Consider the following 15,802-nt stretch of genomic DNA (forward strand, 5'->3'; position numbering starts at 1 on the left):
GGGGGGAAATCCCGCCCCAAGAGACCCCCCCTTTCCCTGGTGGGGCGGGCTTTCCCCCGCGATGCATTCACACCATTAGCACAACAACAATTGGTTCGATAATCGAACAGTTAGTCGATTATCGGATTGTACCGCCCTCGGCCCCGTCTTAATCTGAAGTCCTACCGGCGCCACCCCTGGCGCCTTGCACACCGACCTCGACTCAGCATATCCAGGAGTCTGCAATGGCTGAAATCCTCTCGCTCCACGACGCCGTGAAGCAGTTCGTCCACGACGGTGACAGCGTCGCCCTCGAAGGCTTCACCCACTTGATTCCGACTGCCGCCGGGCATGAAATCATTCGTCAGGGCAAGAAAGAGCTGACCCTGGTACGTATGACCCCGGACCTGATCTACGATCAGCTGATCGGTGCCGGCTGTGCACGTAAACTGATTTTCTCCTGGGGCGGTAACCCGGGCGTGGGCTCGCTGCACCGTCTGCGCGATGCCGTGGAAAAACAATGGCCGCAGGCCATGGAAATCGAAGAACACAGCCATGCGGATCTGGCCAACGCCTACGTTGCCGGTGCCTCGGGCCTGCCTTTCGCAGTGCTGCGCGCCTACGCCGGTTCCGACCTGCCCAAGGTCAACCCGCTGATCAAGAGTGTGACCTGCCCGTTCACCGGTGAAGTGCTGGCCGCGGTGCCTTCGGTACGCCCGGATGTCACCGTGATTCACGCGCAGAAGGCCGACCGCAAGGGCAACGTGCTGCTCTGGGGCATTCTCGGGGTGCAGAAAGAAGCGGCCCTGGCCGCCAAGCGTTGCATCGTCACCGTCGAAGAAATCGTCGACGACCTGAAGGCACCCATGAACGCCTGTGTACTGCCGACCTGGGCACTGTCTGCCGTCTGTCTGGTTCCGGGCGGTGCGCACCCGTCCTACGCCCATGGCTACTACGAGCGTGACAACCGTTTCTACCAGGCCTGGGACCCGATTGCCCGCAATCGCGAAACCTTCAGCGCCTGGATCGACGAATACATTCGCGGCACCGCCGACTTCACTGAATTCAAGGCAAAACTGGCCAGCGCTTCGGAGGCTGCACAATGAGCTACTCCACCAATGAAATGATGACCGTCGCCGCAGCCCGTCGTCTGCGTAACGGTGCAGTGTGCTTCGTCGGCATCGGCCTGCCTTCCAAGGCGGCCAACCTGGCGCGCCTGACCTCTTCTCCAGATGTGGTGCTGATCTATGAATCCGGCCCGATCGGCGCCAAACCGAGCGTGCTGCCCCTGTCGATCGGTGACGGCGAGCTGGCGGAAACCGCCGACACCGTGGTGCCGACCGGCGAGATCTTCCGTTACTGGCTGCAAGGCGGGCGTATCGACGTCGGCTTCCTCGGCGCCGCCCAGGTCGACCGCTTCGGCAATATCAACACCACGGTGGTCGGTGACTACCACAACCCGAAAGTGCGCCTGCCCGGCGCCGGTGGCGCGCCGGAGATCGCCGGTTCGGCCAAACAGGTGCTGATCATCCTCAAGCAATCGAATCGCGCCTTTGTCGATAAGCTCGACTTCATCACCTCGGTCGGCCATGGCGAGGGCGGTGATTCGCGCAAACGTCTGGGCCTGCCGGGGGAAGGGCCGGTGGGGATCATCACCGACCTGTGCATCATGGAACCAGAAGCCGACACCCACGAGTTCGTCGTGACCTCGATCCACCCGGGTGTAACCCGTGAGCAGATCATTGCCGCCACCGGCTGGGCCATTCGCTTTGCCGACAGCGTGCAGACCACCGCTGCACCGAGTGAAGTCGAGCTGACCGCCCTGCGTGACCTGGAAGCACGCACTGCCGCCGCCCACGGCCAAGCGCCAGGAGAAGCCTGATGCGTGACGTATTTATCTGCGATGCCATTCGTACCCCAATTGGCCGTTTCGGCGGTGCCCTGGCCGGCGTGCGAGCCGATGACCTGGCGGCCGTGCCGATCAAGGCGCTGATCGAGCGCAACCCACAGGTGCAATGGGATCTGCTGGACGAAGTGTTCCTCGGCTGCGCCAACCAGGCCGGTGAAGACAACCGCAACGTGGCACGCATGGCGCTGCTGCTCGCTGGCCTGCCGGACAGCGTGCCGGGGGTGACCTTGAACCGTCTCTGCGCCTCGGGCATGGACGCGGTCGGCACCGCCTTCCGCGCCATTGCCAGCGGCGAGATGGAGCTGGCGATTGCTGGCGGCGTCGAGTCGATGTCGCGCGCCCCGTTTGTGATGGGCAAGGCCGACAGCGCCTATTCGCGCAACATGAAGCTGGAAGACACCACTATCGGTTGGCGTTTTATCAACCCGCTGATGAAGGCTCAGTATGGCGTCGATGCCATGCCGCAAACCGCCGACAATGTTGCCGACGATTATCAGGTCTCGCGTGCCGACCAGGACGCCTTCGCCCTGCGCAGCCAGCAACGTACCGCTGCGGCCCAGGCGGCAGGTTTCTTCGCTGAAGAGATCGTGCCGGTGCGCATCGCCCACAAAAAAGGCGAAACCGTTGTCGAGCACGACGAGCATCCTCGCGCCGACACCACCCTGGAAGCTTTGACACGGCTGAAGCCGGTCAACGGGCCGGACAAGACCGTCACCGCAGGCAACGCTTCGGGGGTCAACGACGGTGCCGCGGCATTGATCCTGGCCTCGGCTGAAGCAGTGAAAAAACACGGCCTGACGCCACGCGCCCGGGTCCTCGGCATGGCCAGCGCCGGTGTTGCGCCGCGGGTCATGGGTATCGGCCCGGTACCCGCGGTGCGCAAGTTGACCGAGCGTCTCGGGGTGGCAGTGAGTGATTTCGATGTCATCGAACTCAACGAAGCCTTCGCCAGCCAGGGCTTGGCGGTGTTGCGCGAGCTGGGTCTGGCCGACGATGCTGCCCAGGTCAATCCCAACGGCGGTGCCATCGCCCTGGGCCATCCGTTGGGCATGAGTGGCGCGCGTCTGATCCTCACCGCCTTGCATCAGCTGGAGAAACACGGTGGTCGCAAAGGCCTGGCGACCATGTGCGTCGGGGTAGGGCAGGGCCTGGCCCTGGCTATCGAGCGGGTGTAAACCAATACCACCGGATACGCGGTTCCCACGCAGGGTCGCGAGTCCGGGGGGATTGTTTGTGGAACGAGAGTGTTACTGATTGTGTCTAGACTCCAGTAACCCTCCTAGAGTGAATTGCCATGACAACTGCCTATTACACTGGTGAGGAACGCAGTAAGCGCATCTTCGCCATCGTCGGTGCCTCCTCGGGCAACCTGGTGGAATGGTTCGACTTTTATGTCTACGCCTTCTGCGCCATCTACTTTGCCCCAGCCTTTTTCCCTTCCGACGATCCGACGGTGCAACTGCTCAATACCGCCGGGGTGTTTGCGGCTGGCTTTCTGATGCGCCCGATTGGTGGCTGGCTGTTTGGCCGCGTCGCCGACCGCCATGGCCGCAAGAATTCGATGATGATCTCGGTGCTGATGATGTGTGCCGGCTCCCTGGTCATCGCCTGCCTGCCCACCTACGCCACGATCGGTGCCTGGGCACCGGCGCTGCTGTTGCTGGCGCGGCTGTTCCAGGGCTTGTCGGTTGGTGGCGAATACGGCACCACTGCAACCTACATGAGCGAGGTCGCCTTGCGCGGCCAGCGTGGCTTCTTTGCCTCGTTCCAGTACGTGACCCTGATTGGCGGGCAGCTGCTGGCGGTGCTGGTAGTGGTGATTCTCCAGCAATTGCTCAGCGAAGATGAGTTGCGCGCCTGGGGCTGGCGGATTCCGTTCGTGGTGGGTGCGGTGGCGGCGGTGATCTCGCTGTTCCTGCGCCGTTCGCTGGAAGAGACCAGCAGCGCCGAAACCCGTAACGATAAAGAAGCCGGCAGTATCTCCGGGCTGTTCCGCCACCACACGGCGGCCTTCGTCACCGTGCTCGGCTACACCGCTGGCGGCTCGCTGATTTTCTATACATTCACCACCTACATGCAGAAGTACCTGGTGAATACCGCCGGCATGAGTGCCAAGACCGCCAGTTTCATCATGACAGGCGTGCTGTTCCTGTACATGTGCATGCAGCCGTTGTTCGGCATGCTTTCCGACCGTATCGGCCGGCGCAATTCGATGCTGCTGTTCGGCGCCCTGGGTACGCTCTTTACCGTACCGATCCTGATGGCGCTGAAAACCGTCACCAGCCCGTTCCTGGCCTTTGTATTGATCACCCTGGCGCTGTGCATCGTCAGTTTCTATACCTCGATCAGTGGCCTGGTCAAAGCCGAGATGTTCCCGCCGCAGGTGCGTGCTTTGGGTGTCGGCCTGGCCTATGCGGTGGCCAACGCGATGTTCGGCGGTTCTGCCGAGTATGTGGCACTGGGGCTGAAGTCGATGGGCATGGAGAACACCTTTTACTGGTACGTTACCGCCATGATGGCCATTGCCTTCCTGTTCAGCCTGCGGCTGCCCAAACAGGCGGCCTACCTGCACCACGATCATTGACCTGTTAAAGGACGTGTAGATGAACCCGCGACCGGGCAATCAGCTGTTCGATGCCTACTTCACCGCGCCCGCCATGCGCGAGGTATTTTCCGACCGTGGCCGGGTGCAGGGCATGCTCGATTTCGAAGCGGCCCTGGCCCGTGCCGAAGCGGCCGTGGGGGTGATTCCGCAGGTGGCGGTGGCGCCTATCCAGGCCGCCTGCCAGGCCGAGCGCTATGACTTTGCGGCGTTGGCCGAGGCCATCGGCATTGCCGGCAATTCGGCGATTCCGCTGGTCAAGGCGCTGGGCAAAGTGATCGCCAGTGGCGTGCCCGAAGCCGAGCGTTATGTGCACCTGGGCGCTACCAGTCAGGATGCGATGGACACCGGCCTGGTCCTGCAATTGCGCCAGGCCTTGACCCTGATCGAGACCGACCTGCAACGGCTGACCGAATCGCTGGCGCGTCAGGCTGAGGCCCATGCCGACACACCGTTGGCCGGACGCACCTGGCTGCAACATGCAACACCGGTCACCCTGGGCATGAAAATCGCTGGCTGGCTGGGCGCCTTGACCCGCCATCGCCAACGTCTGCAGGAACTCAAGCCGCGCTTGCTCACCCTGCAATTCGGCGGCGCTTCCGGGACCCTGGCGGCGCTCGGTGACAAGGCCCTGCCGGTGGCTGAAGCCCTGGCGGCGCAACTCAATCTGCAACTACCGGAACAACCCTGGCACACCCAGCGCGACCGTCTGGTGGAATTCGCCTCGGTGCTTGGCCTGATCGCCGGCAGCCTGGGCAAGCTCGGCCGTGACATCAGCCTGCTGATGCAGACCGAAGCGGCGGAAGTGTTCGAGCCCGCCGCACCCGGCAAAGGCGGCTCTTCGACCATGCCGCACAAGCGCAATCCGGTCGGTGCTGCAGTGTTGATCGGTGCGGCGACCCGCGTGCCGGGGCTGGTGTCGACGCTGTTTGCCGCCATGCCCCAGGAGCACGAACGCAGCCTGGGCCTGTGGCATGCCGAGTGGGAGACCCTGCCGGAGATCTGCTGCCTGGTCTCCGGTGCCTTGCGCCAGGCGCAGATTATCGCTGACGGTCTGCAGGTCGACGCGGCGCGTATGCGTCACAACCTTGACCTGACCCAGGGCCTGGTCCTGGCGGAGGCGGTGAGTATTGTCCTGGCCCAACGTCTGGGCCGCGACAGCGCACACCATTTGCTGGAAACCTGCTGCAAGCGTGCAGTAGCCGAACAACGCCACCTGCGCGCCGTGCTTGGCGACGATCCACAGGTGAGCGCCGAACTCTCGGCGGACGAACTCGATCGTCTGCTTGATCCGGCCCACTACCTCGGTCAGGCCCGCGCCTGGGTCGAGCGGGCGTTGGCCGAACATCACCGTTTCCCTGCCTGAAGGAGGCTGCTGTGGCACAGGTACAACTCGCCGATGGCGTACTCAATTATCAACTCGACGGCCCTGAAGGCGCGCCGGTGTTGGTGCTGTCCAACTCCCTGGGCACCGATCTGCACATGTGGGACACCCAGGTGCCGGCCTTTGCCGCGCACTTTCGCGTATTGCGCTACGACACCCGCGGCCATGGCGGCTCGCTGGTTACCGACGGCCCCTACAGCATCGAGCAATTGGGCCAGGATGTACTGGCGCTGCTCGATGCCTTGAAGATCGAACGCGCACATTTCTGTGGCCTGTCCATGGGTGGCCTGATCGGCCAGTGGCTGGGGATCAATGCCGGCGAGCGGCTGAACCGCCTGATCGTCTGCAACACAGCCGCCAAGATCGGCTCGCCGGAGATCTGGAACCCGCGTATCGAAATGGTCTTGCGCGACGGCAAGCAAGCAATGGTCGGCCTGCGCGATGCGTCGATCGAGCGCTGGTTCACTCCGGCCTATTCATCGAACAAGCCTGATCAGGCCAAGCGCATTACCGACATGCTTGCCAGCACTTCGCCGCAAGGCTATGCGGCCAACTGCGGGGCGGTACGTGATGCCGACTTCCGTGATCAATTGGGCGAAATCAAGGCGCCGCTGCTGGTGATTTCCGGCAGCCATGACGCGGTTACTCCGCCTGCGGGCGGGCTGTTCATTCAGGAAAACGTGCAGGGCGCCGAATACGCCGAGTTCCATGCCGCGCACTTGTCCAATGTCGAAGTCGGCGAGCCGTTCAGCCGCCGGGTGATCGACTTTCTGCTGGCCCGCTGAGGAGCGATTCGTGGACGAAAAACAACGCTACGAAGAAGGCATGAAGGTGCGTCGCGCGGTACTTGGCGATGCCCACGTCGACCGCAGCCTGAACAACCTGACGGAGTTCAACAACGAGTTCCAGGAAATGATCACCCGCCATGCCTGGGGTGATATCTGGACCCGTCCGGGTCTGCCGCGGCACACCCGCAGCCTGATCACCATCGCCATGCTGATCGGCATGAACCGCAACGAAGAGCTCAAGCTGCACCTGCGCGCGGCCGCCAACAATGGCGTGACGCGTGAGGAAATCAAGGAAGTGCTGATGCAGAGCGCGATCTACTGCGGCATTCCGGCGGCCAATGCCACCTTCCATCTGGCCGAGTCGGTGTGGGATGAGTTGGGGGTTGAATCGCGGGCATGATCCCTTTCGCGGGGCAAGCCCGCTCCCACCGGTGGGAGCGGGCTTGCCCCGCGATGAGTCAATCAGACCGCAGCTTTTTTCTGCCGAATCGCCACCGGCCCGGCATTACGCTCGATGGCCTGCTTCAGCGCCGGCCGCATCCCCAGCAGAAACCCCAATTCCGCCACCACGAACAACGGTCCGATGATCAACCCGCTGAGATCGTCGACAAAGGCTGGCTTGCGTCCTTCATAGTAGTGCCCGACAAACTGGATCACCCAGCCGACCACGAACAGCCCCAGCCCCGCGCTCAACCACACCAGGGTGCTTTGCACGGCCAGCACTTGGCCGGCCCACAGGCACAGGCCGAGCAACAGGGCCATGATCAAGCCAAACTGTTGGTCCAGGCGCAGGTAGAACCAGCCCGTCGCCAGTGCTACCAACAAAGCCGGCGACAGCCACACCCCCAGCAAATCCAGGCCCGGACGAGAGAGCAGCACGGTGACTGCAAGCACGATCATCGGAATGCCGACGAAGTGGGTGGCGATGTTGCGCGGGTCACGGTGGTAGGCGGCGTATTGACTGAGGTGTTCGACCAGGTTTTTCATTATTGTTCCTCCTGTGGGGTAGCCTGAGCATGCCCTGCAGCCATTGCGGCTGTCTGTCGGCTAGCCGACAGAGTTGACCTTCGAGGCCTTATGACCACCGATCCAATCTGGCGCCAGACCTTGCTCCAGGGCCACTGGTTCAAACATCTGCCGCTGTCCCTACAGGATAGCCTGCCGGGCTTGGCCCGCCTGCGTGAGCTGGCGCCGGGGCAGTACCTGTTCCAGCGCGGCGATGCGCCCTGCGGTTTGTACGCGGTGCTGTCGGGCAGCATGCGCGTGGGGGCGGTCAGTAGTGAAGGCAAAGAGGCATTGCTGACGCTGGTGGAAGCGCCGCACTGGTTCGGCGAAATCAGCCTGTTCGACGGCCAGCCGCGCACCCATGATGCGCAGGCGGAAGGTGCGGTGCGGCTGCTGTGGATACCTCAGGCCGCGCTACTGGCATTGCTGGCGCAGCAACCCGAATATTGGCGTGACTTCGCCTTGCTGATGAGCCAGAAACTGCGCTGGGTGTTCGTCGCTCTGGAACAGCAGAGTCTGTTTGCAGCGGCACCGCGCGTCGCCCATCGGCTGCTGCAGATCGCCGCCGGCTATGGCGAGATGGACGGCACCCGCCGAGTGTTGCAACTGTCCCAGGAGCAACTGGCGCTGATGCTGTCACTGTCGCGCCAGACCACCAACCAGATCCTCAAGTCGCTGCAGCAGGACGGGGCGCTGCGCCTGGGCTATGGCGAGATCGAGATTCTCGATCGCGCCCGTCTGCAGGCCCTGGCTAGTCCGGCTGGAACGGCGACTCGCTAAGGATCACCCCGGTTTCCTCGACATACTTCTGCCATTCGCCCAGCAGTGCCTGGAGCCTGGCCGGTTGCGCCTGGGCGAGGTCATCGATTTCGCCCGGGTCGCTGGCCAGGTCATACAGCTGCCAGGTGGCCGGGCCCACCGGCCCTGGAATGTACACGGCCTTCCACTGACCTTGGCGAATCGCCCGGCGCCCAAACAACTCCCAACCGGTGACGGTGTTGTCGTCATGCACCTGTTCCGTTTCGCCGGACAGGTAACCCAGCCACGATTTGCCGCGCAGTGCGGCGACATCGCGACCGCGCCAGCGTGTACCCGGATGACGGACACCGGCGAGGTCCAGCAGGGTCGGGGTGATGTCCATCACCGTACTGAACTGATGGCTGATCTGCCCCTGGCGCGCCAGGGCCGGGTAGTGCACCAGCGCTGGCACGCGTATGCCGCCTTCGCTGGTAAACGCCTTGAACAGCCGCGACGGCGCGGTTGCCGCTTGTGCCCACTGCGGTCCGTACCACACGTATGAGTTGGCCCGGCCAATGTTTTCCAGGCTGTTGTCGTAGTGCTGGTCCAGGTAGCTGGCCAGGTGCGGGCCGAATTTGGGGAAGGCTTCGAGCAGCGCGCCTTCGGCACCGTTGTCGGACATGAACAGCACCAGGGTATTGTCCAACTGACCCTGGTTGCGCAGGTAATCCAGCACCCGGCCGATGTTCCAGTCCATGCGCTCGACCATCGCTGCGTAGACTTCCATGGAGCGTGCCGAACGCTGGCGCTGTTCATCACTGAGGGTCTCCCAGTGATTATCCACCGGGTGGGCGCGGGTCTCGGCCTTGATCAGGCCAAGCTGGCGCAGCTTTTCCAGGCGCTCCTGGCGCAACACTTCCGGGCCTGCGTCGTAGCGGCCCTTGTAGCGGGCGACCACCTCGGCCGGGGCCTGCAGTGGCCAGTGCGGCGCGGAGAAGGGCAGGTAGGCGAAGAACGGCCGGCTCTGGTCACGCTCCTTGAGGTACTGCAGCAGTTTGTCGCCAAAGGCATCGGAGGAGTAGAAACCCTCAGGCAATTGCTCGACGAAGGTCTGGTCTTCGATGTACAGCGCCGGGGTCGACTTGAGCAGGCGCGGAGTCTGCTCGTCATAGGTCGGCTCGAAACCGTAGTGGTTGGCCGCGCCGGGCAGCAGGGCGAACGAGCGTTCAAAACCACGGGCATGCGGCGCCAGTTCGGCTTTCAGGCCCAGGTGCCATTTGCCGCTCATCAGCGTCTGGTATCCGGCTTCGCGCAATAGTTCCGGCAGCGCCACCACGCGGTCGTTGAGATAGCCCTCATAGCCGGGTTTACCGATCAGTTCCGGGGTCAGGGCCTCGGCCATGGTGCCGATACCGGCGATATGGTGATCGGTGCCGGTCAGTAGCATCGAGCGGGTTGGCGAGCAGGTCGGTGCGGTGTGAAAGTCGGTCAGGCGCAGACCGGCGCTGGCCAGGGCATCCAGGTTGGGGGTGGCGATTTCACCGCCGAAGGCGCCGAGGTCGGAGAATCCCAGGTCATCGGCAACGATGACCAGAAAGTTGGGGCGTTGGCTCATGGTTGGCTCTCAATAGGCAAGGTAGGACAAGGGCAGGTTATGGATCTGGGTGGGCGCGGGCGGCAGGTAGCGGTCGTCGGCGGTCAGTTCGTGCAGCAGCGCCTCGCGCAGGCGATGGAAGTCATAGCTGGCGCGCTGTCGCGGGTGCGCCAGGTCGATGCTGTTGATGCGTTTGATACGGCCTGGACGCGGTTCCAGCACCACCACGCGGTCAGCCAGAAACAGCGCTTCCTCGACATCGTGGGTAACCAGCAGGGTGGTAATGCGCGCCCGTGCACGGATCGCCAGCAGCTCTTCCTGCATCTGCTGGCGGGTCAGGGCATCGAGGGCGCCGAAGGGTTCGTCGAGCAGCAGAATGCGCGGGCTGGCGACCAGGCCGCGGGCAATCGCCACGCGCTGGGCCATGCCGCCGGAAAGCTGGTGCGGGTAGGCCTGGCTGAAGTCCTGGAGGCCGACCAGGGCGATGTATTCGGCAATCCGTTGCTCGCGCTCGCTGTCAGTCAGCGTCGTGTTGACCAGGCCCAGCGCGATGTTTTCGCGCACGCTCAGCCAGGGGAACAAGCGGTGCTCCTGGAACACGATGCCGCGTTCGCTACCGATGCCGGTCAGTGGCTGACCGTCGATCAGGATCTGCCCCTGGTAGTCATTGTCCAGACCGATCAACAGCCGTAGCAGGGTGGATTTACCGCAGCCGCTGGCGCCGACAATGGCGACGAACTCACCATCGGCGATCTGCAGGTTGAAGTCGCGGATGGCCTCCAGCTCACCGCCCGCCACGGCGAAGTGCTTGCCGACCTGATTGAAACTGACCAACGGATGGGCAATGGCATTCATGCTCGTCTCCAGCGCGTGGCGCGCGATTCGATGTGTTGTCCGAGGGCGCCCAACAGCGCGCCGGTGAGGCCGACCAGAAGCATCCCGGCCATGATCAGGTCCATGCGCAGCAGTTGTTGGGCGCCGATCATCAGGCTGCCGATACCACCGCCGGAGGGCATGAAGTACTCGGCACCGATGGTGCCCAGCCAGGAATAGATCAACCCGACCCGCAGGCCGGCGAAAATCCCCGGCGCCGCGCCGGGCAACACCAGGCGCAGCAGGCGCTGGCGCAGGTTCAGATGGAGGACGAGGGCGGCTTCGTCGAGCTGCGGCGAACGGTTGGCGACGCTGCGTTGGGTGGCAATGAACAAGGGGAAGAATGCTGCCAGGCCGACGAATACCCACTTGGCCAGCTCACCGAGACCGAACCAGGCCGTGAGCAGTGGTACCCAGGCGAAGATCGCGATCTGCCGCAGACCCGCGAGGGTCGGGCCCAGTACGCGCTCGGCGGGGCGTGACAAGCCCAGCCACACCCCGAGTACAAAGCCCAGGCCGCCGCCCAGCAGCAAGCCGCCCAGTGCTCGACCGACACTGACCGCCAAAGCCGAAGTCAGCGAACCGTCGAGCACGCCGTTCCAGGCAGTGAGCAGCACCTGTCCGGGCGCTACAAGAATGTTGGCATCGACCCACTGCAACTGATTCGCCAGCTGCCAGACACCCAGCAGCGCCAGGGGAAGCAGCAAGGCTTGCAGGCGTTCGCTGCCGTACAAAGGTTGCCTGCGCAGTTCGGCGCCGGGGGGATGCGGCCAATGCACCAGGCGGCGATCCAGCCAGCTCAGACCACGGTCCATGGCAAAGCCGAGCAGGCCGATGACACCGATGCAGACGAAGACGATATCGAGCATGAACAACTGCCGGGCCCAGACCATCAGGTAGCCGATGCCCTCACTGGAGGCAAGCAGTTCAACCGCCAGCAATGACGACCAGCCAGTGGCCAGGGCCAGGCGTACACCAGCAAGAAAGGCCGGCAGCGCGGCGGGCAGGATCAAGCGGGTGATCAGCAAACGGCGTGGCAGCTGGAGGACCGCTGCCGCTTCGCGCAGACGTGGCTGGGCATCACGCACACCTACCAGGGTGTGCAGGGTGACCGGAACGATGATTGCCTTGACCAGCACCACCAGCTTGAGCACTTCGCCAATGCCGAACAGCACCATGAACAACGGCACCCAGGCCAGCGTTGGAATCTGCGCCAGGGCGTTGAAGGTGGGCAACACCAGACGTTCGGCGCGTCGGCTGACACCCAGCCAGGCACCGAGCAGGGCACCGCTGCCGACACCCGCCAGCAAGCCGATCAGCAAGCGTTGCAGGCTGATTGCCAGGTGCGACCAGAGCTCGCCATGGGCCAGTTCCTGCGCGCTCTGCCAGACCAGACTGGGCGCTGGCAGGATCTGTTCGCTCATCCATTGATTGCGGCTGGCCAGCCACCACAGCAGGGCCAGGCCCGCCGGTAAATACCACGCCTGCAGGTGTGCCCGGTGCAATCTGCCGACCTGACGCAGGCGACCTGTGGATGCGGCCAGGGGCAAGCTGGGGAGTGATGCTCGGGCCATGGCGGACCTCCGTGGATTGATATTTCTATATTCCTTTCGGGTATATTTTTTCAAAAATAAATTCGAATAGGTGATAAGAGAGAGCATTTAAAGCAGACCCCGAGCCGTGCATCCAATGCCTTCGAAGCATATTTTTTGTGTGCTTTATGCATCGCCATGCAGAGGCCCGTCGTTACGCGGTTATCTCTATTTGTTATTAAAATGTAATTTATTAGTATTTATTTGTTGTTCCTGGTTGTGGTTAGCGTGGCCGCATCACTACAAGGAGTCGCCCGCCATGAACCTGTCGATCAACCGTGTTTTCAGTCTGTTTGCCGCTCCCGCCCTGGCCGCTGTGGTGGGGTGGCTACCGCCGTTGGCCGAGGCCGTCGAAGTCCGCGAGATTCGCATTGCAGTGCCGGACCTGAGTGCCGGTACGCAGAATTCCGGCGGTGGTGTCACCGATGTCCTGCGCAACCAGCAGTTGCTGGAGAAGGCCTTCGCCGCCGATGGCATCAAGATCCAGTGGAATTACTTCAAGGGGGCGGGGCCGGTGATTAACGAAGCCTTTGCCAACGGCCAGGTCGACTTCGCTTATCTGGGCGATCTGGCGGCCATCATCGGCAAGGCCAATGGCGTCGATACGCGCCTGCTGGCCGCTACCGGACGCGGCATCAAGCATTACCTGGGCGTAGCACCGGGCAGTGGCATCAAGACCTTGCAGGACCTCAAGGGCAAGCGTGTGGCGATTTTTCGCGGCACCGCCAGCCAGTTGTCGTTCGATGCCGCGCTGGCCAGCCAGGGCCTGAGCGAGAAAGACTTCAAGGTCATCAACCTCGACTTCAACGCCGCGGTCGCCGCCCTGGCGGCCAAACAGATTGACGCCACCTGGGGGCTGTCAGGCTTGACTGCGCTACAGGAACGCGGCCTTGCCGAGCTGCCGTTGAACACCAAAGACCTGGGCGGTGCCGGCAGTATCCAGGCGGTGCTGGTGGGTTCCGGAGCCTTTGTCGACGCCCACCCGGAACTGGTTCAGCGCCTGCTTGAAACGCAACAACAAGCGGTGCTGTGGCTGAGCGATGAAAGCAACAAAGAGGCCTACATCCAGCTGGTTTCAGGCCTGGCCAGCTACCCGCCGGTGATCCTTCAGCGCGACCTGCAGGATGAAGTGTTGGGCCAGACCTTCCGTTCCAGCCTTGATCAACCCTTCCTCGACCAGCTCCAGGCCTCGGTCGACCTGGCTGCCGAACAGCGCCTGATCCGCAAGCCGTTCAAAGTCAGCCAGTGGCTGGCGCCTCAGGCTACCCGGCCAGCACCTGTAGCGCTGGCTGCTGATCGAGGCTGATCAAGGTGTCGATCATCGTCCGCGCTGCCGGCGACAGGCGATAACCGCTGCGGCTGACAATGCCGCAGCGGGCGTTGAGGCTGTCCAGGTTGGCCGGCAGATTGCGCCAGTGCAGGCGCACCAGGCGGCCTTGCTGAATCTCGCTGGCAAAGGCTTCTTCGGTACCGATGCCGATGGCATCGCTGTCGAGCACCAGGCGCACCAGGGTCGGCAAGTGCTCGGTGAGCAACTGCGGGGTGAAATCGGTCTTGCCGCTGAGATTGGCCAGCAGTTTGCGCACCCCAGGCGGAATCAGCGTGGTGGCCAGCGGGTAGTCGAACATGTCGTTGGTCGACAGGCTGTCCTTGGCCAGCAACGGGTGACCCGGGCGGCAGAAGAACAGTCCGCGGCGCGGGCTCAATGGCAGGGTCTGGAAGTTCGGGTCCGCTTCGAACTGGCGGATGTCGGCAATGAAGAATTCGATCTCCTCACGGTTCAACGCGCGGCTGAGTTTTTCCCAGTTGTCCACCTCTAGGCGGGTGCGCACCTTGGGGTGCACCTGGAGAAAGCGTGCCAGGGCTTGCGGCACCAACTGCACGGCGGGAGCCGGGCCGCAGCCGAAGTGCAGCTCGCCTGCATCCAGTTTGGTCATCTGCAGTACTTCGCAACTCAACTGGGCCGCGCCCTGGACCAGGCGCAAGGCGTGCTGCAGCACGACCTGGCCTTCTGGCGTCGGGCGCAAGTCCTTGTTGCCTCGGTCCACAAGCACACAACCGAACTCCTGTTCCAGGCCCTGGATGCTACGGCTGAAAGCCGGTTGGGTGATGCCCATGGCGTCGGCCGCGCGGACAAAACTGCGGTGTTCAGTAAGGGCGATGAAGTAACGCAGTTGGCGAAGATCCATATGCTTTCCCGGCATTCCAAAAATACGGCGAAGGTATTTGCCGCCACGAAGCCTCAGGTTTTAAATGCAAGCTCTTATTCCGTCAATGAAGCATGTGAATATCTATTAGAGCTTATTTGCATATGGATAGCGCAAGTGTTTCATCGGCATTTTTCCTAGAGCAGCCAGATGAGGGTCATACCATGAGCAATGCCGCACACGCCGTAGCACCCATCAGCCAAGCGCTGGATATCCATCCGGTGGCCGGGCGCATCGGCGCCGAGATTCGTGGAGTGCAACTGAGCGCCGACCTTGAGCCCGCCGTGATCGAGGCCATCCAGGCCGCTCTGGTGCAGCACAAAGTGATCTTCTTCCGCGCCCAGCATCATCTCGACGATCAGGGCCAGGAGGCGTTCGCCCACCTGCTGGGCGAACCTATTGCCCATCCGACGGTGCCGGTGCGTGAAGGAACGCGGTTCCTGCTGGAGCTGGACGGTGAGCGCCGGGCCAACTCCTGGCACACCGATGTGACCTTCGTTGACGCCTATCCGAAAGCATCGATCCTGCGTTCGGTGGTAGCGCCCGCGTCGGGCGGCGACACTGTCTGGGCCAACACGGCGACGGCCTATCAGGACCTTTCCGCAGAGTTGCAGGCTTTGGCTGAACAACTCTGGGCGGTGCACAGCAACGAATATGACTACGCCGCGGCCAAGCCGAATGTCACCCTGGAGCAACAGGAAAGCTACCGCCGTATCTTCACCTCGACCGTCTATGAAACCGAGCACCCGGTGGTGCGCGTGCACCCGGTCAGCGGGGAAAAACACTTGTTGCTTGGCCACTTCGTCAAACGCCTGAAAGGCTATTCGCTGTTTGACTCCACGCACCTGTTCAACCTGCTGCAGAGCCATGTCACGCGCCTGGAAAACACCGTGCGCTGGCGCTGGCAGGCGGGGGATGTGGCGATCTGGGACAACCGCGCCACTCAGCACTATGCCGTGGATGACTACGGTACCCAGGACCGGGTGGTGCGCCGGGTGACCTTGCAAGGGGATGTGCCGGTGGGGGTGACCGGGCAGCGTAGTCGTACTGTGCGTGGGGGGTGAGCGCTATCGGGGGGGGGGGGGGGGGGAGACCAGCGGAGGGTAAAAAGGGGGGGGGGGGGTGTAGCTC

At 63.0% G+C, this 15,802-nt stretch carries 15 protein-coding genes; 10 read left to right on the plus strand and 5 right to left on the minus strand.

The annotated features are described in order from the left end of the window. The first annotated feature begins 224 nt into the window (after positions 1-224). The 7 genes from ACO6VD_RS06395 to pcaC all read left to right on the plus strand — a co-directional run bounded on the left by ACO6VD_RS06395 (position 225) and on the right by pcaC (position 7,062). Positions 225-1,085, plus strand: coding sequence for a CoA transferase subunit A (locus tag ACO6VD_RS06395; protein ID WP_422417753.1), 861 nt, complete (start codon positions 225-227; stop codon positions 1,083-1,085). Beyond that, positions 1,082-1,861, plus strand: coding sequence for a CoA-transferase subunit beta (locus ACO6VD_RS06400; RefSeq protein WP_422417755.1), 780 nt, complete (start codon positions 1,082-1,084; stop codon positions 1,859-1,861). Before ACO6VD_RS06395 ends, ACO6VD_RS06400 begins: the two co-directional genes overlap by 4 nt. Next, a complete protein-coding gene (gene pcaF / locus ACO6VD_RS06405; protein ID WP_422417780.1) occupies positions 1,858-3,063 on the plus strand; it encodes a 3-oxoadipyl-CoA thiolase in 1,206 nt (401 codons plus the stop codon). The genes ACO6VD_RS06400 and pcaF overlap by 4 nt, the downstream gene beginning before the upstream one ends. A 119-nt stretch (positions 3,064-3,182) precedes the next feature. Continuing rightward, entirely contained in the window at positions 3,183-4,472 is a 1,290-nt protein-coding gene (locus tag ACO6VD_RS06410) for an MFS family transporter (protein ID WP_422417757.1), read from the plus strand. Positions 4,473-4,491: 19 nt separating this feature from the next. Then, the gene (locus tag ACO6VD_RS06415) at positions 4,492-5,856 is read left to right on the plus strand and encodes a 3-carboxy-cis,cis-muconate cycloisomerase (RefSeq protein WP_422417759.1); all 1,365 of its coding nucleotides are present in this window, start codon (positions 4,492-4,494) and stop codon (positions 5,854-5,856) included. A gap of 11 nt (positions 5,857-5,867) precedes the next feature. Further along, a complete protein-coding gene (pcaD, locus tag ACO6VD_RS06420; protein WP_422417761.1) occupies positions 5,868-6,659 on the plus strand; it encodes a 3-oxoadipate enol-lactonase in 792 nt (263 codons plus the stop codon). Positions 6,660-6,669: 10 nt separating this feature from the next. Next, positions 6,670-7,062, plus strand: a complete 393-nt coding sequence (pcaC, locus tag ACO6VD_RS06425; RefSeq protein WP_422417763.1) for a 4-carboxymuconolactone decarboxylase — start codon at positions 6,670-6,672, stop codon at positions 7,060-7,062. Positions 7,063-7,124: 62 nt separating this feature from the next. Here pcaC and ACO6VD_RS06430 read toward each other — a convergent pair whose 3' ends face one another. Further along, positions 7,125-7,649: a DUF962 domain-containing protein gene (locus ACO6VD_RS06430; RefSeq protein WP_422417764.1), complete on the minus strand. Its 525-nt coding sequence runs from the start codon at positions 7,647-7,649 to the stop codon at positions 7,125-7,127. Between the two features lie 90 nt (positions 7,650-7,739). Between ACO6VD_RS06430 and ACO6VD_RS06435 the strand changes: the two genes are divergently transcribed. Next, entirely contained in the window at positions 7,740-8,447 is a 708-nt protein-coding gene (locus tag ACO6VD_RS06435) for a Crp/Fnr family transcriptional regulator (RefSeq protein WP_422417766.1), read from the plus strand. Here the strand turns inward: ACO6VD_RS06435 and ACO6VD_RS06440 are convergent. From ACO6VD_RS06440 to ACO6VD_RS06450, 3 genes are read right to left on the minus strand one after another with little or no spacing between them, the layout of a single operon-like run. After that, entirely contained in the window at positions 8,419-10,020 is a 1,602-nt protein-coding gene (locus tag ACO6VD_RS06440; RefSeq protein WP_422417768.1) for an arylsulfatase, read from the minus strand. The genes ACO6VD_RS06435 and ACO6VD_RS06440 overlap by 29 nt on opposite strands. A gap of 9 nt (positions 10,021-10,029) precedes the next feature. Beyond that, entirely contained in the window at positions 10,030-10,854 is an 825-nt protein-coding gene (locus ACO6VD_RS06445; protein ID WP_422417770.1) for an ABC transporter ATP-binding protein, read from the minus strand. After that, positions 10,851-12,446 (minus strand): ABC transporter permease, encoded by a 1,596-nt coding sequence (locus ACO6VD_RS06450; protein ID WP_422417772.1) that lies wholly within the window; start codon positions 12,444-12,446, stop codon positions 10,851-10,853. Before ACO6VD_RS06450 ends, ACO6VD_RS06445 begins: the two co-directional genes overlap by 4 nt. 277 nt (positions 12,447-12,723) lie before the next feature. On the opposite strand from ACO6VD_RS06450, the gene ACO6VD_RS06455 reads away from it, so the two are divergent. Then, on the plus strand, positions 12,724-13,770 hold the full coding sequence (locus ACO6VD_RS06455) for an ABC transporter substrate-binding protein (protein WP_422417774.1): 1,047 nt from the start codon (positions 12,724-12,726) through the stop codon (positions 13,768-13,770). Here ACO6VD_RS06455 and ACO6VD_RS06460 read toward each other — a convergent pair. Then, positions 13,727-14,653, minus strand: a complete 927-nt coding sequence (locus ACO6VD_RS06460; RefSeq protein WP_422417776.1) for a LysR family transcriptional regulator — start codon at positions 14,651-14,653, stop codon at positions 13,727-13,729. The two genes, ACO6VD_RS06455 and ACO6VD_RS06460, sit on opposite strands and share 44 nt — an antisense overlap. Before the next feature lie 182 nt (positions 14,654-14,835). On the opposite strand from ACO6VD_RS06460, the gene ACO6VD_RS06465 reads away from it, so the two are divergent. Continuing rightward, a complete protein-coding gene (locus ACO6VD_RS06465) occupies positions 14,836-15,735 on the plus strand; it encodes a TauD/TfdA dioxygenase family protein (protein ID WP_422417778.1) in 900 nt (299 codons plus the stop codon). Positions 15,736-15,802 lie beyond the last annotated feature (67 nt).

Origin of the sequence: Pseudomonas sp. GZD-222, from assembly GCF_049310525.1 — a bacterium.
Classification (GTDB): domain Bacteria; phylum Pseudomonadota; class Gammaproteobacteria; order Pseudomonadales; family Pseudomonadaceae; genus Aquipseudomonas.